Annotated in this window: 19 protein-coding genes and 2 pseudogenes; 14 read left to right on the top strand and 7 right to left on the bottom strand. The window is 35.7% G+C overall.

Going from position 1 to position 22,537, the window contains the following annotated elements; translation table 11 throughout:
- The first annotated feature begins 91 nt into the window (after positions 1-91).
- From aas to ACYIAL_RS08595, 13 genes and pseudogenes are all read left to right on the top strand, one after another.
- Positions 92-2,233: a bifunctional acyl-ACP--phospholipid O-acyltransferase/long-chain-fatty-acid--ACP ligase gene (aas, locus tag ACYIAL_RS08655; protein ID WP_174797855.1), complete on the top strand. Its 2,142-nt coding sequence runs from the start codon at positions 92-94 to the stop codon at positions 2,231-2,233.
- A gap of 15 nt (positions 2,234-2,248) precedes the next feature.
- A complete protein-coding gene (lplT, locus tag ACYIAL_RS08650) occupies positions 2,249-3,436 on the top strand; it encodes a lysophospholipid transporter LplT (RefSeq protein WP_174797856.1) in 1,188 nt (395 codons plus the stop codon).
- On the top strand, positions 3,423-4,331 hold the full coding sequence (gene murQ / locus ACYIAL_RS08645) for an N-acetylmuramic acid 6-phosphate etherase (protein WP_174797857.1): 909 nt from the start codon (positions 3,423-3,425) through the stop codon (positions 4,329-4,331). The genes lplT and murQ overlap by 14 nt, the downstream gene beginning before the upstream one ends.
- Before the next feature lie 149 nt (positions 4,332-4,480).
- Positions 4,481-4,847, top strand: a pseudogene (locus ACYIAL_RS08640) (PTS sugar transporter subunit IIA); the annotation flags it as partial.
- Between the two features lie 65 nt (positions 4,848-4,912).
- Positions 4,913-5,455 (top strand): annotated as a pseudogene (locus tag ACYIAL_RS08635) (PTS sugar transporter subunit IIB); the annotation flags it as partial.
- Positions 5,456-5,474: 19 nt separating this feature from the next.
- Positions 5,475-6,275 (top strand): PTS mannose/fructose/sorbose transporter subunit IIC, encoded by an 801-nt coding sequence (locus ACYIAL_RS08630; protein WP_174797859.1) that lies wholly within the window; start codon positions 5,475-5,477, stop codon positions 6,273-6,275.
- A 16-nt stretch (positions 6,276-6,291) separates the two neighbouring features.
- Positions 6,292-7,203, top strand: coding sequence for a PTS system mannose/fructose/sorbose family transporter subunit IID (locus tag ACYIAL_RS08625; RefSeq protein ID WP_174797860.1), 912 nt, complete (start codon positions 6,292-6,294; stop codon positions 7,201-7,203).
- 153 nt (positions 7,204-7,356) lie between these two features.
- Positions 7,357-7,731, top strand: a complete 375-nt coding sequence (locus tag ACYIAL_RS08620) for a DUF956 family protein (RefSeq protein WP_483751443.1) — start codon at positions 7,357-7,359, stop codon at positions 7,729-7,731.
- A gap of 268 nt (positions 7,732-7,999) precedes the next feature.
- On the top strand, positions 8,000-8,248 hold the full coding sequence (rpsP, locus tag ACYIAL_RS08615; protein ID WP_034900786.1) for a 30S ribosomal protein S16: 249 nt from the start codon (positions 8,000-8,002) through the stop codon (positions 8,246-8,248).
- A 23-nt stretch (positions 8,249-8,271) separates the two neighbouring features.
- Positions 8,272-8,802, top strand: coding sequence for a ribosome maturation factor RimM (gene rimM, locus ACYIAL_RS08610; RefSeq protein WP_174797862.1), 531 nt, complete (start codon positions 8,272-8,274; stop codon positions 8,800-8,802).
- A gap of 16 nt (positions 8,803-8,818) precedes the next feature.
- Entirely contained in the window at positions 8,819-9,571 is a 753-nt protein-coding gene (trmD, locus tag ACYIAL_RS08605; RefSeq protein WP_174797863.1) for a tRNA (guanosine(37)-N1)-methyltransferase TrmD, read from the top strand.
- Between the two features lie 31 nt (positions 9,572-9,602).
- Positions 9,603-9,953 carry a 50S ribosomal protein L19 gene (gene rplS, locus ACYIAL_RS08600; protein WP_034913735.1) on the top strand — a complete coding sequence of 117 codons (351 nt, stop codon included), beginning with the start codon at positions 9,603-9,605 and terminating at the stop codon, positions 9,951-9,953.
- A gap of 145 nt (positions 9,954-10,098) precedes the next feature.
- Positions 10,099-10,701 carry a MarC family protein gene (locus tag ACYIAL_RS08595; RefSeq protein WP_065637635.1) on the top strand — a complete coding sequence of 201 codons (603 nt, stop codon included), beginning with the start codon at positions 10,099-10,101 and terminating at the stop codon, positions 10,699-10,701.
- Between the two features lie 158 nt (positions 10,702-10,859).
- Here the strand turns inward: ACYIAL_RS08595 and ACYIAL_RS08590 are convergent, their stop codons facing one another.
- The 4 genes from ACYIAL_RS08590 to dokD are packed head-to-tail and all read right to left on the bottom strand — an operon-like array spanning position 10,860 to position 16,304.
- Positions 10,860-12,260, bottom strand: coding sequence for an amino acid permease (locus ACYIAL_RS08590; RefSeq protein ID WP_202985010.1), 1,401 nt, complete (start codon positions 12,258-12,260; stop codon positions 10,860-10,862).
- Between the two features lie 54 nt (positions 12,261-12,314).
- Complete coding sequence (locus ACYIAL_RS08585) at positions 12,315-13,421, bottom strand: alanine/ornithine racemase family PLP-dependent enzyme (RefSeq protein WP_483751442.1); 1,107 nt, start codon at positions 13,419-13,421, stop codon at positions 12,315-12,317.
- Positions 13,422-13,446: 25 nt separating this feature from the next.
- Positions 13,447-14,853, bottom strand: a complete 1,407-nt coding sequence (locus ACYIAL_RS08580; RefSeq protein ID WP_174797865.1) for an APC family permease — start codon at positions 14,851-14,853, stop codon at positions 13,447-13,449.
- A 53-nt stretch (positions 14,854-14,906) separates the two neighbouring features.
- A complete protein-coding gene (dokD, locus tag ACYIAL_RS08575; RefSeq protein WP_174797866.1) occupies positions 14,907-16,304 on the bottom strand; it encodes an ornithine/lysine decarboxylase DokD in 1,398 nt (465 codons plus the stop codon).
- A 256-nt stretch (positions 16,305-16,560) separates the two neighbouring features.
- Here dokD and ACYIAL_RS08570 point away from each other — a divergent pair, with 256 nt between their 5' ends.
- Positions 16,561-18,000 (top strand): sigma-54 interaction domain-containing protein, encoded by a 1,440-nt coding sequence (locus ACYIAL_RS08570; protein WP_483751455.1) that lies wholly within the window; start codon positions 16,561-16,563, stop codon positions 17,998-18,000.
- A gap of 8 nt (positions 18,001-18,008) precedes the next feature.
- Here the strand turns inward: ACYIAL_RS08570 and ACYIAL_RS08565 are convergent, their stop codons facing one another.
- The 3 genes from ACYIAL_RS08565 to ACYIAL_RS08555 form a co-directional block, all read right to left on the bottom strand.
- Positions 18,009-19,190: a BaiN/RdsA family NAD(P)/FAD-dependent oxidoreductase gene (locus ACYIAL_RS08565; RefSeq protein ID WP_174797867.1), complete on the bottom strand. Its 1,182-nt coding sequence runs from the start codon at positions 19,188-19,190 to the stop codon at positions 18,009-18,011.
- A 603-nt stretch (positions 19,191-19,793) separates the two neighbouring features.
- Positions 19,794-20,423 (bottom strand): fused MFS/spermidine synthase, encoded by a 630-nt coding sequence (locus ACYIAL_RS08560; protein ID WP_174797868.1) that lies wholly within the window; start codon positions 20,421-20,423, stop codon positions 19,794-19,796.
- 10 nt (positions 20,424-20,433) lie between these two features.
- On the bottom strand, positions 20,434-21,960 hold the full coding sequence (locus ACYIAL_RS08555; protein WP_174797869.1) for a fused MFS/spermidine synthase: 1,527 nt from the start codon (positions 21,958-21,960) through the stop codon (positions 20,434-20,436).
- Between the last annotated feature and the right edge of the window lie 577 nt (positions 21,961-22,537).

Genomic DNA, 22,537 nt, shown 5'->3' with positions numbered 1-22,537 from the left:
TTTGATATAGTAAAATCATCATCCCTTGTATATTATTTGCATTTTCACTATCATTACATGGTGCAATTTTGCACGATAATTGAGAAATCAGATGTTATTTACAATATTAAAATTTTGTTTAAAGATTTTATTCCATGTCAAAATTAAGGGTAATTTTGACAATTTAAAACAAAACAGACTTCTTATTACACCTAACCATGTATCTTTTCTTGATGGTATTTTAATCGGTGTTTTTTTGCCAATAAGGCCTGTCTTTGCTATTTATGCGGGTTATATTAACCATTGGTTAGTCCGTTTAGCAAAGCGTTATGTTGATTTTGTGCCTATGGATCCACTGAGTCCAATGGCAATTAAGCGATTAGTTCGCGAAGTTGAAAAAGGCCGTCCAATAGTCATATTCCCTGAGGGAAGAATTACGGTAACTGGCTCATTAATGAAAATTTATGATGGTGCTGCTTTTGTTGCAGCCCGTTCTCAAGCAACAATTGTACCTGTCTGGATTGAAGGAGCTGAATTTACTTTAACCAGTCGTTTAAAAGGATTATTTAAACGTCGTTTATTTCCTAAAATAACCATTCATGTGCTTGAGCCGACATCTATAGCTATGCCTGATGCACCTAAAGCTAGTGAAAGGCGTTATATTGCAGGCGAAAAGCTTCATCAAATTATGATGAATGCACGTATGGCAAGTCGCCCCAAATTAACACTATTTGAAGCTTTGCTTGAAGCGCAAGTGCGCTATGGTGTCAAATCGCGAATGGTCCAAGATCCGACAACTCATGAAGCATCTTATCGTAATTTATTAAAACAAATCATTGGTGTTAGCTGTATTGTTGCTAAAATCACTCAGAAAAAAGAACGTGTTGGTGTCTTATTACCTAATGCAACCATTACCGTTGCGACAATTTTTGGTTTATCGGTTAAAAACCGAATTCCAGCTATGCTTAATTATACTGCTGGTACCAAAGGACTGACTTGTGCAATTGCAGCTGCGGAAATTAAAACTATCATAACTTCACGCAAATTTATTCAAAAAGGGAAACTTGATCATCTTCTGGAACAAATAAAAGATGTTAAATGGTGTTTTCTTGAAGATCTGCGTAACAGTTTAACTCTTACGGATAAACTTTATGTTGCAGTTCATCAGTATATCCCTCGTTTGGTTAAACGCTCTCAATCAAGTGATGACGAGGCTCTCGTATTGTTTACGTCGGGGTCAGAAGGTAATCCTAAAGGTGTTGCCCATAGCCATGGTAGCTTGCTTGCTAATGTTGAACAAATTCGAACCGTCATTGATCCAACACCAGCTGATCGCTTTATGTCTGCACTACCGTTATTCCATGCTTTTGGCATTACTGCTGGATTGTTTTTACCGCTGTTTTCTGGTAGCCGCACATTTTTATATCCAAATCCATTACATTATCGTATGGTGCCTGAAATAATTTATGATCAAAATTGCACTGTCTTATTTGGTACGCCGACTTTCTTAGCAAACTATGCTCGTTACGCACATCCATATGATTTTATGCGTTTACGCTATGTTGTTGCTGGGGCAGAAAAATTATCAGACACAGTACGCGAGCAATGGAAAGATAAATATGGTATCCGTATTTTAGAAGGCTATGGTGTTACTGAGTGTGCGCCCGTAGTGGCACTTAATGTCCCAATGGCGTTTAAAGCCGGTACAGTAGGTCGATTATTACCAGGTATGACATCAAGATTAATTCATGTTCCAGGTATTAGCGATGGCGGTCAATTGCAAGTTAAAGGCCCTAATGTGATGAAAGGCTATTTACGTGTTGAAAATCCAGGCAAACTTGAAGAACCAATTGCAATCGATGAACATGGGCAATCCGAAAAAGGTTGGTATGACACCGGCGATATCGTTGCTATTGATAACGAAGGCTTTATCACAATTAAAGGGCGCTTAAAACGATTTGCTAAAATTGCGGGAGAAATGGTTTCATTAGAAAGTGTTGAAGCCTTGGCAAAAAAAGTCGACATTGATGCCATGCACGGCGCAACAGTTAAAGCCGATGCAGCAAAAGGAGAAGCTATTGTTTTATTTACTACTTCAACCAAATTAAATCGAGAGCAACTTAACCAAGTGTCTCAAGAATTTGGTATTCCTACATTAGCTATTCCTCGTGATATTCGTGTAGTTAAAGAATTACCACTACTTGGTACAGGTAAAATCGACTTTATTACACTACGAAAAATGGCTGACGAATAAATAAAAGGATGCCACATGAATCAATATCCTCTTTTAAGCAAAAGCATGGTCGCAACCATGCTGGCACAGTTTTTTTCAGCATTTGCCGATAACGCCATCTTTTTTGCTATCCTTGCTTTCATCAAAAATCTACATTATCCAGCTTGGAGCCAATCTGTATTACAAATTAGTTTTGTGCTGCCATTCATCATTCTTTCCCCTTTTGTTGGTCAATTTGCTGACAGCATGTCAAAAGGCAAGGCTATGATGATTTCAAATAGTATAAAATTACTCGGTGCTGGTTGTATCTGTTTAAACATTAGTCCTTTTGCTGGATATTTTTTAGTTGGGGTAGGTGCAGCAGCATACTCTCCAGCTAAATATGGTATTCTAGGTGAGCTCACCACAGGCGATAATTTGGTTAAAGCAAATGGTTTAATTGAAGCATCAACCATTGCGGCAATTTTACTTGGTTCGCTAGCGGGTGGTCATATTGCCGATATTAATGTAAGTATATCTATATTGATTTGTGTATTAATGTATGGGCTAGCAATTATTGCTAACCTTTTTATTCCTAAATTACCTGCCGCACGACAAAATATTCCATGGCAATTTATAGGTATGGTAAAAGATTTTGCGAACACAATTAAAATCATCTTCGCCGATAAGCATGTCTTATTCACATTATTAGGTACTAGTTTATTTTGGGGAGCGGGTATTACTTTACGCTTTTTGTTAATTAGTTGGGTTCCTGCTATTTTAAACATACACGACAATGCAACACCAACAAATCTAAACGCGATTGTCGCTATCGGCATTGTTATTGGAGCAGGGCTGGCAAGTACATTTATTTCAATCAACAACACGTTACGTTGCATTCCAGCAGGGATAATGATGGGCATAGCAGTAATCGCCTTCACATTGCAGAGCAATATCATTTCATCTTATATTTTACTTATTATTATTGGGGCATTAGGTGGATTCTTTTTAGTACCATTGAATGCTTTTATTCAAAAAATAGGTAAAGATTTAGTCGGTGCCGGCAGTGTCATTTCGGTACAAAACTTAAGCGAATATACGGCAATGATGCTAATGCTAGGACTTTATACATTAGCTGTTTACCTGAATTTATCAGTTATTACTATCGGTGTTGGCTTTGGTAGTTTATTTGCTATAGTGATATTTTTGTTATGGCTAGGATTAAGAAAAAATGCAACAAATTAATCTATCAACTATGTTAACCGAAAGTCGCAATCCCAACAGCGAAGAAATTGATAGCTATTCAACGCTAGAAATGTTACAAATCATCAATCGTGAAGATCAAAAAGTCGCATTGGCAGTGGAAAAAGAATTATCCAATATTGCAAAAGCTGTTGATGCAATTAGCTTGGCATTTTCAAATCAAGGTAGGCTAATCTATGTAGGGGCAGGGACTTCTGGGCGCCTAGGTATTTTGGATGCAAGTGAATGCCCACCTACTTATGGCACGCCAACTGAACAAGTTATTGGCTTAATTGCAGGGGGGCAGCCTGCTATTTTTAAGGCGGTTGAAAATGCCGAAGATAACCCTAAATTGGTAGTTAATGACCTGAAAAACATCAATTTTAGCTCAAACGACATTTTAGTTGGTATTGCTGCTAGTGGGCGCACACCTTATGTAATAGGCGGTATGCAATATGCTAAATCAATCCAAGCAACGGTTATAAGCTTATGCTGTAATCCCAAAGCTCCAATGATTAATTTAGCCGATATCGCCATTACACCGATTGTTGGTGCAGAAGTAATTACTGGCTCATCAAGAATGAAAGCTGGCACGGCACAAAAATTAGTTCTCAACATGTTAACCACAGCCAGCATGATCAAAATAGGCAAAGTCTATAGTAATTTGATGGTTGACGTAGAAGCTACCAACGCCAAACTGATTGAACGGCAAATATCCATTGTTATGCAAGCCACCGATTGCAGTCGAGAAAAAGCCATTGTCACATTAGCCGAGAGTAACAGGCATTGTAAAACCGCTATTTTGATGATCCTTTCAGGTCTAAATGCAAAGCAAGCTAGAAATAAACTAAAAAAAGAACACGGCTTTATTCGTCAAGCACTACTACATAAATCATAGTTTGATAAACAATAGAAAATTTAAGTTTTTTAACAAAATGTGATAGACACGTTATTTTAAGCTTATTTTAAGGTGTAAAATAACCAGGTATTTTTATTTTATATACTTTTATATTATGCAATTAATATAAAAATTAGGAGGAAGTTGTTATGGTTGGAATTATCCTAGCAACTCATGGTGAGTTTGCAGAAGGTATTCTACAATCAGGATCGATGATATTTGGAGAACAAGAAAATGTTAAAGCTGTTACCTTGCATCCAAGTGATAGTCCTGAAAATTTAAAAGAACGAATGCTTGAAGCAATAGCAACATTTGATAATCCAGAAGAAGTACTTTTTTTAGTAGATTTATGGGGGGGCACCCCATTTAATCAGGCTAATAATTTATGTGGAGAACATAGTAATTGGGCTATTGTTACTGGTTTAAACTTACCCATGTTAATTGAAGCCTATTCTTCTCGTTTTTCAATGGAAACTGCGAAAGAAATTGCAAGAGCAATTATTGAATCAGGTAAAGAAGGAATCCGAGCAACTGTCGAAATACCTACAGAATCCTTAGCTAATGCAAAAACTGCAAATAGCATCCCAGAAGGAACAGTGCTTGGTAATGGTAAAATGAAAATCGTGTTAGCTCGTGTCGATTCTCGCTTATTACATGGCCAAGTTGCAACAGCATGGACAAAATCAACCAACCCCAACCGAATTATTGTTGTTTCGGATTCAGTTGCAAAAGATGAATTAAGAAAAAAGCTCATCCAAGAAGCAGCACCTCCTGGCGTAAAGGCAAATGTGGTTCCAATCAAAAAAATTATTGAGGTATCTCGTGACCCACGTTTTGGTAATACTAAAGCGTTACTCCTATTTGAAAACCCACAAGATGTACTGCGAACTATAGATGGTGGTGTTGATATCGACGTCCTTAATATTGGTTCAATGGCGCATTCCGTTGGCAAAGTCATGGTTAATAAAGTATTGTCAATGAATGCCGATGATGTTGATACATTCGAAAAATTGAAAGCTAAAAACGTAAAATTTGATGTTCGCAAAGTACCTAACGATTCTAACAGCAATATGGACGAATTATTGAAAAAAGCGAAAGAAGAATTAGCGCAGCAAAAGAATTAGTTTATTTAAGGGGTATATTATGACATTATCAATTATTGCCATCATTTTAGTAATAATTATTGCCTTTTTAGCAGGGATAGAGGGTATTTTAGATCAGTTTCAATTCCACCAACCTTTAGTGGCTTGTACTTTGATTGGACTTGTCACCGGTAATTTAGAAGCCGGAGTTGTATTGGGTGGCTCGTTGCAAATGATTGCTTTAGGTTGGGCCAATATCGGCGCTGCAGTTGCACCTGATGCGGCACTTGCAGCTGTTGCATCGTCCATTATTTTAGTATTAGGCGGACAAGGTATAGCTGGTGTATCGACAGCTATAGCGGTTGCTATTCCCCTTGCTGTTGCTGGATTATTCTTAACTATGATTGTTAGAACCATTGCAGTTCCTTTAGTCCATATGATGGATATTGCAGCAGAAAAAGGTAATATTAGAGAAATTGAATGGCTACAAATTTTAGGCATCTGTTTACAAGGTCTACGTATTGCTATTCCTGCCACTGCTTTATTATTTATTCCAGCAGAAACAGTTAAGGGGATATTAAATTCAATGCCTGAATGGCTAACAACTGGTATGGCGATCGGTGGCGGTATGGTCGTTGCAGTCGGTTATGCCATGGTGATTAATATGATGGCAAACCGCGAAGTATGGCCATTTTTCATTATTGGTTTTGTCGTTGCAGCGATATCACAATTAACACTCATTGCACTTGGCGCTTTAGGCGTCGCATTAGCACTAATTTACCTCAGTCTTTCGGAACGTGGCAATTCATCCAATGGCGGTAACAAAGGTGATCCACTTGATGATATTTTAAATGATTACTAGAAACTTGGAGAAAAAAATGACTGATAGAATTCAATTAAGCAAAAAAGACCGTTTAGCCGTTGCTTGGCGCTCAACCTTTCTCCAAGGTTCTTGGAACTATGAACGTATGCAAAATGGTGGTTGGGTGTATTCAATGATTCCTGCGATTAAAAAATTGTATACGACTAAAGAAGACCGATCAGCAGCGCTCAAACGTCACTTAGAATTCTTTAATACTCACCCATATTTAGCTTCACCTGTACTTGGCGTTACACTAGCTTTAGAAGAAGAAAGAGCAAATGGCGCCGCAGTCGATGATGTTGCCATTCAAGGGGTAAAAGTCGGTATGATGGGGCCATTGGCTGGTGTGGGCGATCCTGTATTTTGGTTTACTGTGCGCCCAATGCTAGGTGCGCTTGGTGCTTCACTTGCACTTAGTGGCAATATTATGGGGCCTATTTTATTCTTTTTATTATGGAATATTATTCGTTGGGGATTTATGTGGTATACCCAAGAATTTGGTTATCGTACTGGTTCTAAAATTACCGATAATTTATCGGGCGGTTTACTACAAAAAATCACCAAAGGCGCTTCTATTTTAGGAATGTTTGTCCTTGCAGCGCTAGTACAACGGTGGGTATCAATAAAATTCCAACCTGTCGTATCTACCGTCAAACTAGACAATGGTGCGTTTATTGATTGGAATAAATTACCAATAAGTGCTGAAGGTATTCAAAAAGCACTTATTGATATGCAAAGTGGGCTATCACTCACTCGAGAAAAAGTCACTACTTTACAAAATAACTTAGACCAATTGATACCAGGGCTAATGCCACTACTATTAACATTTTTCTGTATGTGGTTATTACGTAAAAAAGTATCGCCAATTTTAATTATCCTTGGTCTATTTATAGTGGGCATTATCGGACATGCCATTGGTCTTTTATAATTTTTAGACGTTAAGTAAAATAGAATAAAAGCATAATTTAAAAATTATGCTTTTATTCTTGATAAATTTTGAAAAATTAATTGGCAATTTTATAACTTATCAAATAATAAAAAACAATTATATTAGCCTAATTCTTATACGGAAATCACATAAATGGTCCAATCATTAAACACAAAAATAGACCTAACCGTTAAAGCTACATTTTTTACCGCCTTTACCGAATATGGACAAATTATGATTGGCGATAAAGCATTTGAGTTTTATCATCAACATGATCCTCGCAAATATATCCAAATACCATGGGATGAGATTGATTATGTGATAGCATCTGTATTATTTGCTGGTAGATGGATACCACGATATTCAATCCAAACCAAAAGAAATGGTACTTTTAACTTTGCATCTAAAGAACCTAAAAAAGTGTTAAAAGCGATTCGGGTTTACGTTGACGGACAAAAAATGGTCAGGTCACTAGGTTTCTTTAACGTTTTAAAACTCGCTTTTTTCCCAAAAAAGAACAAAAAATAGTATTGCCAAAATAATGAACACCAATAAATTAACCATAAATAAAATTTCCTGTTTTGTAATATCTATTGGTTTGCGCTTACAATTAAATAAATCATAGTCAGTATTATTTTCATCCATTCTTTTCTAATTTAGCCTAAAGCAAACAATATTACATCCCATTGCCAACAAACAGTCATTGCACTTTTTACTAGAAAGAGTATAATTCTGGGGCTTTGATTTTGTCCATGTTGGACAGAAAAAAGATTATTTTTTAATTTAAGAGGATGTTATGGTAACTATTCGTTTAGCTCGTGGTGGCTCTAAAAAGCGCCCTTTTTATCAAGTAGTTGTCACTGATAGCCGTAACCCACGTGATGGTCGTTTTATTGAGCGCGTTGGCTTTTTTAATCCAATTGCACAAGGTAAAGCAGAAGAATTACGTTTAGATCTTGATCGCGTAAATCATTGGGTTGGTTTAGGTGCAACTGTTTCTGATCGTGTTAATGCACTAATCAAACAAGCACAAAAAGCTGCTTAATTTAGTTATTAATAGTCACTGTAATGATGAATACTGAGAATCTCATCGTTGTTGGTAAACTTGGTTCAAGCTACGGCATTCGCGGGTGGCTCAGGATTTTTTCGTTTACAGAATTCCCAGATAGCATTTTTGATTACACGCCTTGGTATATCCAACGTGCTGGAAAATGGCAAGAAGTAATCGTAGAAAGTTTTAAACCGCATAATCATGATATGATTGTGAAACTCAAAGGTATTGATGATCGTGATCAAGCAATAGCATTAACCAATATTGAAGTATTTGTTGATGCAGAAAAATTACCAACACTTAGTAATGGTGATTTTTATTGGAAAGATCTGATTGGTTGCCGAGTCAAAACAATTAACGGTTATGATTTAGGTCAGGTAACTGATTTGATGGAAACCGGTTCTAATGATGTATTAGTGGTAAAAGCAAATCTAAAAGATGCATTTGGTGCAACAGAACGTTTAATCCCTTTTGTTGATGATCAATTTATAAAACAAGTTGATTTGACATCAAAAATGATTGTGGTCGATTGGGATCCTGCTTTTTAATTGGTAAGGTAACACTATGTGGATTGGCATAATTAGCCTTTTTCCCGAAATGTTTCAAGCTATTACCTGTTATGGCGTAACTGGTCGAGCCGTTAAAAACGGGCTGTTAACAGTAGAATATTGGAACCCGCGCGATTTTGCGCATGATAAGCATAAGACTGTCGATGATAGGCCTTACGGTGGTGGTCCTGGCATGTTAATGATGGTACAACCACTTAAAGATGCGATTCATGCAGCAAAAGCAGTTGCTGGTAACGGTACAAAAGTGATCTATCTTTCCCCACAAGGGCGCAAATTAAACCAACAAGGTGTTTGCGAGTTGTCACAAAAACAAAAATTAATTTTGATTTGTGGACGATACGAAGGTATAGATGAACGCGTTATCCAAACTGAAATTGATGAAGAATGGTCAATTGGTGATTACGTATTAAGTGGCGGTGAATTACCGGCGATGACTATGATTGATGCACTAGCAAGGTTTATTCCTGGCGTGCTAAATCACCAATCATCGGCAGAAGAAGACTCTTTTGCTAATGGTTTACTTGACTGTCCACACTATACTCGGCCTGAGGTGTTAGATGGAATGGCGGTGCCTGATGTATTAATGTCTGGTCACCATGAAGCGATTCGTCGCTGGCGATTAAAACAATCACTAGGGCGAACTTGGTTAAGAAGAGAAGATCTTCTTGCAAATCTAGCTCTGACTGATGAAGAGCAATGTTTACTCGCTGAATTTAAACGTGAATACAGTGATAAACAAGGCAATTAATATTTCAGTATAACTAGTAAGAGATAATATTATGAAAAATGCAATTATTCAGCAATTAGAACAAGAACAAATGAAGAAAGACATCCCGTCTTTTCGCCCTGGTGACACGGTTGAAGTAAAAGTATGGGTTGTTGAAGGTAATAAAAAACGTCTTCAAGCTTATGAAGGTGTTGTCATTGGAATTCGTAATCGTGGTTTACACTCTGCATTTACCGTACGTAAAATTTCCAATGGCGAAGGTGTAGAACGAGTATTCCAAACTCACTCACCAATTGTTGATTCAATTACTGTGAAACGTCGTGGTCAAGTACGTCAAGCTAAACTTTACTACTTACGCGAACTTCGTGGTAAAGCGGCTCGTATTAAAGAGCGCCTTAACTAATTTTTATTGATTATCAATAAAAATATCAGATTAAGATGGTCACCTTTGTGGTGACCGTTTTTATATATGGAAAACATAATTTCAATCCAACAATAATAGTTGGTAGAATTAAAGCAATTTTTTTGATGGTGTAAAAGGTGGTGCAATGGTTGAGTATATTTTTGCAATTTTGTCTACAACAGTAAAATTGTTTGCATTAATGACACCGCCTGCGGTTTTAAGTGCCTTTTTAAGTGGCACAAAACAATATGATGAACAACTTAGACGTAAAATAGCCCTAAAAACATCATGTGCGGTATTTATCATCGGTATCATTCTATTCTTTTTCGGCAATACCATGTTTAGTGTTTTTGGTTTTACCCTTGATGCATTTCGAATTGGTTCGGGAGCATTACTATTTATCACTGCGGTATCGCTAATGAACGATTCGCCAGAAAAAAACAAAATTAGTAGCGATGATGATATTAGTGTTGTCCCTCTCGCTATTCCTCTATGCATGGGGCCCGCATCCATCGGGACTATCATTGTTATGGGAACTAGCTCAATTGGTATTGTATCAAACCTAATTGGCGCGATTTCATTATTCGTCGCTTCAATAGGTATTTATATTATGCTGTTATGCGCTAAAAGTATTGCAAAAGTACTAAAAAATACAGGGATCGCGATATTATCAAAACTAACCGGCTTACTCATATCTGCTATTGCTGCACAAGTTGTGTTTACAGGTATAGCTGCTTTCTTAAAATAAACATTAGTTTCAATTTTTGATAGTACGATAATAACAATATTGAGATATAAAAATAGTATTTAGCTAAACCATTTTACGCTTTATTAATTCCTAATAGTGTGTAATCACTAACAATGATAAACCTTGAATTAGTGATTACATAACTAAGCAATATAAAATTAATTATGACTTATTGAAACAATTCTTTTTTTATAGAAAAAATAAGATATTAGAATAATCGCAATTAATATTATTTCAGAAAGTAAAATAAAATAACCTGACTCACCAAACCAAACGCCAACAATAATCACAACATTTACAATGATAGAAATACCAGCCAGCCAAGGAAATAGCGGTGATTTAAATTTTATCATTTCTTTTGGATATTTGCCGCTATTTACACCCTTACGAAATTGATACTGACACCAAGCAATGATTATCCATGCAAAACAACCCACTTGTCCTGTGCCTGCGACTAAATAAATATATAATTTTTCAGCGGCAATATATTTTGAAAATAATGAGACTAATGCAATAACCGCAATAAATAAAATACCTTTTGTTGGCACACCCCGTTGATTGACTTCGGAAAAGTATTTTGGAGCTAAGTTATCTTGCGCCATAGACCACAGCATTCTTGAACTGGCATAAATGGCTGAATTCGTTGCTGATATCGCGGCACAAAAGATCACAAAAAGCATCGCATATGAAGCAAATGTAATTCCTGCTTTATTAAATACCCACACAAATGGACTAATTTCAGAATGCACTGTTCCATACGGGTAAACGAGGGCTAATACAGCAATAGCTAGAATATAAAATAGAATAATGCGAAAAGCCACACCAGTAATAATTTTAGGTAACACCGACTGTGGGGATTGCGCTTCGCCAGCTGCATTACCAATTAATTCAACCCCTTGAAATGAGTAAGTCACGATAGTCATACACACAAATATGGCTAAAAAGCCATTAGGAAACCAGCCATTTTCTGTTTTGAATGTCGGTAAAACATGAGTTTCGGTATATTGATGATGAAGTAAATAAATTCCCACCCCAATAAAAGCAATAATCGCGAGTACTTTAATGGTTGAAAACCAATACTCACTTTCACCAAATGCACGAACAGAAGTTAAATGTACTGAAGTAATAACAATTAGAATTAACAAACTAAAAAGATAAATAGGAATTAAAGGGAAGGCTTGGTGAGCAATCATTGAGGCGGCAGTTAAATCTGCAGCCATAGACAATACCCAACTTAGCCAATACAGCCAACCTATGGTATAGCTCCAAATTGGATTTGGGATAAACATCAACGCATAGTGTTGAAATGAACCAGCATGAGGAAATGCACAAGAAAGTTCACCTAAACATAGCATGGTTGAAAGCATTATGCTTCCGGCCATTAAATAAGCAACAATGGTGCCTAATGGACCGACGGTGCTCAGTGGAGCTGCAATACCAATAAATAATCCGGTACCAATTGATCCACCTAATGAAATCATCAACAAATGACGATTTTTTAAGTTTTTCTTTAAATTACTGCTGGGATAAGGGCTTTCTTGTGATTCAGATGTTGTCATATAAACCGCCTAGTAATTAATAAAAACTGCTGGTTACCCAGCAGCTAACACAAATTAATAAATAAACCGTTTTTCTACACCATTAGTTTGACAAGCCATTAGCAAGGCAGTGTAATCGAGTTCAAATCCAATCATATCGCCAACACGAAGAGTTTGAGTAACATCTTCGATGTCGACTAACGTATGATCACTGGTTTGACCCAATACAGTAATATCATCATTGATAGGTATGCAACTTTCTGCTGGCACATCTTGACGCCCAAAAGCCAGCAAGGCTCGCTTACGTATACCATGATCAACAAAGGTTTTACTATTCAAAAAAGCATCTACACCTAACTCGCCAACAGGCACTGTCGGTTTACTATTGAGTTCAATGATTTGCGCATATAATCTATAGATATTACTACATGCTTTATCCACGGGTTTATTTGAATGATGAAATTCATCAAGATATTTCATATCTACATATTCAATACCAAACTCGTGTAAACCACCAATTCTCAAATGATTCAATCCCTCTGGCCAAATACCTTTGTCCAATAAGTGGTAACTAGTACAATTACCAGCCGATAAATACTTTATCTTAATATTACAAGATTGCTCTACTTTACGCGCTATATTTAAAAAGTCTACCCCATTTTTAACTGTTGGTAGCACCGTACCATAGCAGTTAAAGTTAGTGCCAAGCCCATAGAGCTCAACACCAGGTAAAGAAAGAATTAGTTTTACCATATCAATAATTTCATCAATATGTTCAAACCAAATCCCTTCGCGTAAATCCCCCATATCGACCATTAATAAAACTTGATGAACTTTTTGTTGTTTAACCGCTTCATCAGAAAGTGCTTGAATTACTGCTTTTTCGCTGTTTAAGCTAATATCAGCATATTTAACAACATCACTAATTTCGCTTAAACAAGGGCTACGTAATAAGCAGGTTTTGCAATCTAATGCATCTTTTAATTTCTTAAGATTATATGTTCTTGACTCAGCAATCACATCAATACCGCCGTCAAGAACGGCTTTGGCCGTTTCAACGCAGCCATCAAAGACTTTATTAACCGCCATAACTTCAATGCCGTGTTTAGCTAACAGATCTTTTTCAACACGAGCATTGCTTGTTAATTTGCGTAAATCAATTTCTAATATAGGTTTGTACATACTTTTACTCCTCTATATACTATTATTACTGCAAACGATTACGTTTTTGTGCTCGATAATAGATCCATTCAGCTAAACCAATGGCAAGCACAGCACCACCAACGATTTTAGCAATATACTCAACATATCCCCCCATATCGATTTGTGCAGGTGGAATAAATACTAATATCACAGCAAATAGGGTAGATAAGAACCCAAGTGCTGGTAATACAACTGGCATCACTTTACCTGGAATTTTAAAGCTACGAGGTACATCCGGTTGAGTAATACGTAAACGATAATAAGCAATAAACATTACCAAGTACGGAATAAAATAACAGATTGTCGTTAATGCAGTTAACATCCAATATGCTGCAGCAATACTTGGTGACACAAAGGTTGAAAAACAAAGTACAGTAACGATAATCGCTTGAATTATTAACGCAAAGGCTGGCGTTTTATACACTGGGTGTAAACGACCAATACGTTCGCCAAGTAAATTATCCTCTTTTGATGCTTCTTGTAGCATATAGATAGGACCAACTAACCACGAATTGATTTGGCCTAATGCACCAAAAAATAAACAAATTGCCATTACTGGTAATAACCAAGGCATATGTAATTCGTTAGCTGCTGCCTCCATTGCCTGCATGACACCCGCTACAATATCAGTATCGGCTGCTGGTAATAAAGTATTAATAGCCCATGTTCCTACCATATAAATGCCCACAATCACAACCGCTGAAACCAACATCGCTTTAGGGAAATCACGTTGTGGATCTCGTGTACGCCCTGCAATCATTGGTGCTACTTCAAGGCCTGCGAATGCAAACATCATACTAGATAAAAATACGATAGTATCCCAACTGCTTAAATCAGGAAGCCAATCACTAGCATGACTATAACTCGTTGCCATAGGATGTCCCATCAACAACCATACAATAGCTAAGACAACAATAATAGCAGCAGGAATAAATACACCAAGCCATGCACTAACACTATTAATAATTTTAGTCCATTGCATCCCTTTGATATTCATCAGTGTCAAAATCCAGAATACAACCATAGATCCTACACCAATAAATACTTGATTCTGAGCTAACTCGGCACTAAACATGTACCCAATTGCAGTAAAACCGAATTGCAACATTAACGGGAAGAACAGCACACACGAGAATAGGAAACACACCACAACAATCCAACCAATGCGTTTACCAAAGGCTTCTTTAACCCAAACAAAAATCCCACCATCTTTTGGCCAGCCAGTTGAAAGCTCACCACAAACCATCGCTAATGGGAAAAATAGACAAAATGCTGCAAGTAGCCAAAGCACCATTGCTGACGCCCCATATGGAGCAACATTAGGAATTTGGCGTAAACTTAGTATCGCAATGACATTCATAAACACAATGTCTTTGATACCAAGTAAACTTGAATCTTTAGAATCACTCATAATAACCTCGTATTATAATATCTGGAGCATAAAATGCCCCAGATAATTGATGATTAGTATATATCGTATCCAACCATGTCTTCGTAAGTATCTTCACGACGAATTAATCTATCTTTGCCGTCTTTATCGATCATGACAACCGATGTGCGAGGACGATTGTTATAGACTGTTTGGCTTTCAATGGTGTAAGCACCGGCATCCAAGAAAGCAACAATATCACCAACTTGAGTGTCTTTTGGCATTAAGAACTCTTCACCTTTCACACCAACATGGTAATAGTCACCACCATCACATAAAGGTCCTGCTAGCTTAATGTATTCGTCATGTGCTTCATTGATTTTTGACGCATTATAAACATAGAAAAACCAATCAAAGTGCTGACTATCAGACAAAACACTATAGCCTGCATCAACAAATTTCCATTCAACATGCTCTTCAATGTTGCCGTCTAAATCGTAATTGGTTTTACGTTTTTCACAGGCAACTTCAGTTACAAGCACTCCCGCTGAACCAGTTACTTTACGACCAGGTTCAATACAAATTTCAACATCGGTGCGCCATTTGTGCACTTCGCTAATCACTGCATCAGCAAAGTCTTGTGCGGTTATACCTGCATACATATTATCTTGCAATGGATTACCATTTTCTTCGTCATATTTATATGGAACAGGAATACCACCACCAACATTGATTAAATCAAATTTAATGCCAAGTACTTCTTCTAAACGACGTGATTCATCAACTAATACTTTAGTTGCTTTTGCAAAAGGCTCTGCTTCAGGCACTTGATCCCCAACATGCATATGTAAACCACGTAAATGTACATAAGGCATATCCAGAATTCGACGGCAAGTCTCTTCTGCTTGTTCTAAATCGATACCTGATTTAGCATGGTAAGCCGTTACCAATTCTGCGTGAGTTGCAGATGGGACATTCGGTTCAACGCGCACACAAACGTTTGCTACTTTTTTCAAACGTGTTGATATTTCATCAATAATATCAAGTTCATATAAACTGTCGACATTGATGATATACAGATCATTTTGGATGGCAAACTCTAAATCCACCGGTTTTTTTACCACGCCGTTAAACACAATTTGACTACCGCTAAAGCCGATTTCTAAGCATTTGCGTACTTCAAACATAGAATTCGCCTCAGCATAGATACCCGCATCTTTAATCGCTTTTAGCACCCCCATAACAGAACAAGTTTTTGAAGCATAGAAAATTTTTGTATTCGGATGAGCCTTAAATGCATCTTTAATCTCTTGCACATTACGATCAATTTCCTTTTCAGAAAACACATAAAAAGGGGTTGGATATTTTTTTGCTAACTCTTCTAAATTAACGCCATCTAAACATAATTTACCGTTTTCGGCACTGAAACGGCGATCTTTAGTTACAAGATCTGTGCGTAATTTGTTATAATTTGACATAATTGCGTCGGACATATGACCTCCAGTTAATTAGTACATAAAAAGTACAAAAAATAAAAAATGGCTTCTCACATATAGTGCAATCAGCATGCCAACTTTAAAATTACAAATAATCAATTTGTTAACAAAAAAACAGAAATAAAGATTTAGTCATTTAGTATAAAATATGTTTTTATGACAAAAATTTGTCATTTTCATATAATGGTTGAAAGGGATTTAAATTAAATTTGGCTAAATTTAGCAAATAATCCAAATATTAAAAGGTACTAATATCATGACCATTGATCCTGAATTATTACAAGCATTGGAAATATTTAAACATTTTTTTGATTTAATCCATCAACCGATCGCTATTATCGATAAAAAAGGCAATTATATTTATTATAATCAGGAAAGCGCAGAACTGGATGGCTACCCTAAGGAACAAGCGATTGGCAAACCAATGCTTGAGGTTTATCCTAATTTAAAAAAGGAAGACAGTACGATGTTGCAAGCCTTGCTGTTCGGTAAAGAATATCAAGACAACTACCAATCTTATTATAATCATGTTGGCAAGGTGGTTGATTACTTGCATACCACCGTTCCACTTTATAATGAGAAAAAAGAGATCATCGGTGCAATTGAAATAGGTCGAAACCTATCAACAGTTCGACACCTACAAGATCAAGTTCTGAAACTAAACAGTAAGTTATACCACAATAAAGAGCAACCATTACCCGATATTGTTTTTGTTTCAGAAAAAATGCAAAAAGTTATCGACCAAACCAATATGTTAGGGCGCAATGATGTTCCTGTGTTAATTGTGGGTGAAACCGGAACAGGCAAAGAGCTATTTGCTCGTTTAATACACAAAACAAGCCAACGCCGTGATAAAGCTTTCATCTCGCTTAATTGTGGTGCATTACCAACTACACTGATTGAAAGTACTTTATTTGGTACAGTAAAAGGTGCATTTACAGGTGCTGAAAACCGTCAAGGTTACTTAGAACTCGCTAACGGTGGTACATTGTTTCTTGACGAATTAAACGCGATGCCACTTGAAATGCAAAGCAAATTATTACGATTTCTTCAAGAAAAAACCTATTGGCAATTAGGTGGTAATAAAGAAATGCATTCTGATGTTCGTATTGTTGCTGCCATGAATGAATCACCAACAGAACTATTAAAAACAGGAAAAATAAGAAGCGATCTATTTTATCGATTAAATGTCGGTTTAATAAAACTTCCTGCTTTACGTGACAGAACAGAAGACATTCCCGTTTTAGCACGCTATTTTATTGATAAACATAAAAACGATGTCAATGTCGTAATTAGTGGTATCAGTGAACAGGCTCTGCAACAATTAATGACTGCCCCTTGGCCTGGTAATGTGCGTATGCTTGAAAATGCAATTGTCAGAAGCATGGTATTACAAAACAAATCAGGTGAATTACAGCATATTACCCTTGATGAAGAGCTCTTTGAGCTTAACAGTGCATTTTTCCAAGACGATAAGACACATAAACCTGACAAAACACCTATCAATAAATCTACTCATGAAAACAGCTTAACTGAACAAGTTGAGAACTATGAACGGCAACTTATCATTAATGCATTAAATCAAGCCAATGGCAAAATTATAACGGCCGCAAAACAATTAAATATTTCGCGCACAACGCTACAATATAAGGTCAAAAAATACAATATTCACATGGGGGTCATTGATGATTAATGTAATCATCAATTAAACCCTTGAGCACACGCAAATGCACTGCTCCATGCCCATTGGAAATTATAACCTCCTAACCAGCCTGATACATCAACAACCTCACCAATAAAATAAAGGTTCGGGTGTGTTTTAACGGCCATAGTTTTAGATGACAACGCATCAGTACTCACACCACCTAGTGTCACCTCGGCAGTACGATAACCTTCTGTACCATTTGGAGTAATGCTCCAGTGTGTTAATGTATTATACAAGTCTTGCTGTTGTTTAAGATCTAGCTGCTTGACTGTTACGTCATTTATCAACTTCAGTTTTATTAATTCTTCAATAAGCCTTTTAGGTAAAATTTTTGCTAAGCAATTTTTTATAGTTTGATTACGATTTTGTGCTAATAATGGTTTAAACGATGAATCAAATGTTAAATCGGGTAATAAATTGATAGTAATTGACTCACCTGCTTGCCAATAACTTGATATCTGCAAAATAGCAGGTCCTGAAAGCCCTCGATGAGTAAATAATAGATTTCCTTTAAAACTAATTCTTTTATTAGAAACTTCAACAGGAATTGCAATGCCTGACAAGGTTGATAACCCATCCAGTAAAGGTTTATGCAATGTAAATGGAACTAGCCCTGCTCTTACAGGCACCACTGGAATATCAAATTTTTCGGCAATTTTATAACCAATTGAAGTCATACCAAGAGCCGGCATAGATAAACCACCAGTTGCAATAATAAGATTTTCACAATCAATCATGCCACGAGAAGTATGCAACTTAAATCCTTGTCCATCACTATCAATATCTTCAACTTGGGTTTGCATCATAAACTTAACATGCCCTTTTTGACACTCTTTTAATAACATATCCACAATATCTTGCGCTGAATTATCGCAAAATAATTGTCCATGTTCTTTTTCGTGATAGGCAATATGATATTCATTCACTAATTGAATAAAATCCCACTGAGTAAATCGTTTTAAAGCCGATTTGCAAAAATGCGGATTGTCAGAAATATAATTACTCGACTCAACTGTTAAGTTAGTAAAGTTACATTTCCCCCCGCCAGACATTAAGATTTTACGTCCCAGCTTTTTACCATTATCAAACACAGTAACATCATACCCTTTTTGACCGAGTAAGCCTGCACAAAAAAGTCCAGCAGCGCCAGCACCTACAATTGTAATTTTAGTTTGCATTATTAATAGATTAAAAATAAAAGATAACAAATTATAACAGTATAACAATTGTCACTCATAGTTGTTGGAATAAACCTTAGTTCTTATACTAAAACACATATTTTCCTGAAACTTTTTAACAAAAAAGAAAAGAATTTATATCAAAAATAGTGCCCAAAATTGTCACAATCTGTTTTTAACTTACCAAACTCACAAAAATCATTGTGATATTTACCACTATTAGCTTTATTAAAAAGTCAATGTTAATTATTAACAGATTGACTTATAAGTAATATTTATTTAGTCAGCATTTCTTTTTATGTTACTTTTTGCTCAATTATAATATATTGTTATGTGATTTTTGCGTGGGGCTAGGTCACTCAATGTTTATTATTATAGATTTCAAGCGATGATACTGAACGTTTTTCTAAACTTACCTGCTATTGATTTTATTACGGTGAAGCATCATGGACAAATACATAAAGGTAAACTTTATTACTTATGTGAATTTAATGGTAAAGGGGGGATATCAAGGATAATTCTTAACTCGTTGACTTTAACAATATGTTTTAATATATTGATAAATCAGCGATAATTACCGCCGATTTATCATTCTAAATGGCTTTATACTATTTTATTATCAACTTTTTTTATCTGTGCTTTATTAAAAAATAGATAAGCAAGTATAGCGACTATAAAATTACCTAAAGCTGCTAATATCGTTACAACATTAAGACCAAAATAGTTAAATAGTATGAATCCTGTTAAAGCAGCACCGATTGCTGCACCAAAAGTATTGATAGCATAAAGATGTCCAGTTGTTTGACCAATATTTTTCCAAAATTGTGCAATATAAGTGATTAAAATTGGAAGCGTTGCCCCCATCAAAAGTGTAGGAACAAGCACCAATAAAAAATTAACAACTGCAACAACGGCCAAATTATAAACAATAAAAATATCGCCGATAAACAAAATAAGCGGGTAACTAATTAGCCCAAATAAACCAATTCCAAATTCACTAAAACAAAAAAACTGTAGCGCTTTATTCGGGTATTTATCGACAATCCTTCCGCCACCGAGGGCTCCTAAACCAAGTCCTAACATAAATGCTGATACAATAATTGCAACAGAATCAACATCGGAACCAAAAGCCGAATAAAGTGCCCGTTGCCAAGCAACTTGATAAGTTAAACCACTCATTCCAGAAATAAAAAATAGAGTACTTAATAGTAGTAATTTTTTTTTGCTTAACATAAAAGGTTCCTTATTTATTTCCCAAAAGTCCGTATTTATATTCTGTTATCATGTTGCTATCGGTAATGATTTCCGTATCTCTCCCTAAATGATAAAATTTTTCAACTTCGTCTAAGCTTAATAGTTTTGTCGCTAATGTTTTTTTATAAGCGCCATTTTCAATTTGTTTGGATTCTTTATTAAACAAAGGTTTACCATCTAAAACTAACTTATCAAGACGCTCTTTAGCAACAACTTCATCAAGTTTAATCATTGAATCGGAGGCATAAATAAAGCCAAGTGTTCCCCAATAGGCATATTTAAATACCGATTGTGCTGTTTTTAATGTATCAGGAGATCGAGTACTATTAAAAGCCAGAATACCATTAGGATTTAATGAATTTTTTACTAATTTCATCATCTCTTGTGATAATAAATTGGTTGCGCCTGAACGCCAATGGTAAGTGGTATTCATAATGATTAAATCATATTTTTTGTCACTATTTCGTTTAAGCCAACGCCGTCCGTCATCAATATAAATATTAATTTTAGGATCGTTTAATATTGGCGAAACAATAGGGTATTGTTTAATAATATCCAGATACCCTTTATTGATTTCAATGGCATCAATGGTTTCTAATGTTGGAAAACTTGATAAGGCACGAGTCCATGCACCACCGCTCACACCAATAACTAGCGCTTTTTTAGGATTTGGATGGGTTGCCGATAATAAGTAAAGCCGATTTAGATCATTTATATCGATATCAGGATCGATATTTAATATCCCATCATACATCTTATTACCTAATACAATATTTTTTCTACCATCCCTATCGTCATTGACGATATGGATTACACCGTAACGATTTTCAATATAAGAATTGATAGATATTCCTTGTTCAAACGCATTTCTAAACATATAATCCGAGTGTTTATTCACTAAATAAAAGCAACAGCTACCAAGCATAACAACAGCGATGACAGAAATCATCGATTTTTTCACTATCATCAACGCGCCTAATAAAATACAAGCGATACCAATTAGAATAAACATAGATGAAATAGAGATATAATCAAGAAGAATGCCTCCAATTAATAAACTACCAAGCGTTGAGCCAACAATATTAAAGAAATAGACTTTAGATACAGATGCACCTACTTTCCCATTGGAAATATTCGTACCTAAATGATGTACGATCGGAAATAATATTGCCTTTAAAGCAGCAACGACGAATATTAAAATACAACATATACCTAACAATTCTCCTATAGCACTTTTTTGAGGTATGTATTGGATAATCAATGGGATCGATATATCAATAAAACCAGCAAAAATTAAAACCGTCCCACCAGCGAAGAATAGGTTAGAATAACGAGCACAAATAGCCTTACCTCTATTTGCTCCAAAGGCAATGCCTAATAGAAAGAAAAACAATACCAGAGCAAAAGCAAAAGGAGCCCCACCCAAAATAAAGCTCACTATTCTAAACCATAGCATCTCTTGCCCTAAGCTCATAAGCCCAACTAAAAGCGAAATGGACCAAGCAAAATATTTCATAATAACTTTCCCTAAAATTTCTTTATTGTTTTGAGATATTATTTAGTTAATTGAGTCGTTAATTACTGCTTTTTTTTAATTCAACTCTCCTAATTAGAAGAATTTGCTGCTTAATTAAACACCTAATTAACGACTTTTGCAAGCGTGTTTTTTGAACATTGCATTGCTAAGAGTAGAACTTATGTAAGGTTGATATAAAGAAAAAAATGAGTGATATCAATAATCAGCGCATTAAGTACAAATTGAGAGTGTTGATTAATTTTTTTAAATAATCAGTTTTAAACAAATTTAATTTTGAAAGATTCAATCAGTTATTTAGCAAGCCTAATTCATACTTTTTGTAAAATACAGCATAAGATTATCACTTAAAAGTACACCGTTTATTAAACTTATTTACAAAAATTGACAATAAATTACCATCATTAACATCCTTCCTTTTTTCACTACATAATCACTATATTGAGTTCATCTAGAACTGCCTCTTATTAGTTTTATTAATAAGTTTAGTCTTAGTTATCAAAAAATTAAGTTATAAGTAATATTTATTTGACCAAAAACTGATTTTTAATTAACTTCA

This window comes from Gilliamella sp. X-57 (assembly GCF_057063565.1).
The sequence above is the reverse complement of the archived record's forward strand: the minus strand, read 5'-3'. Positions and strand labels throughout refer to the sequence as shown.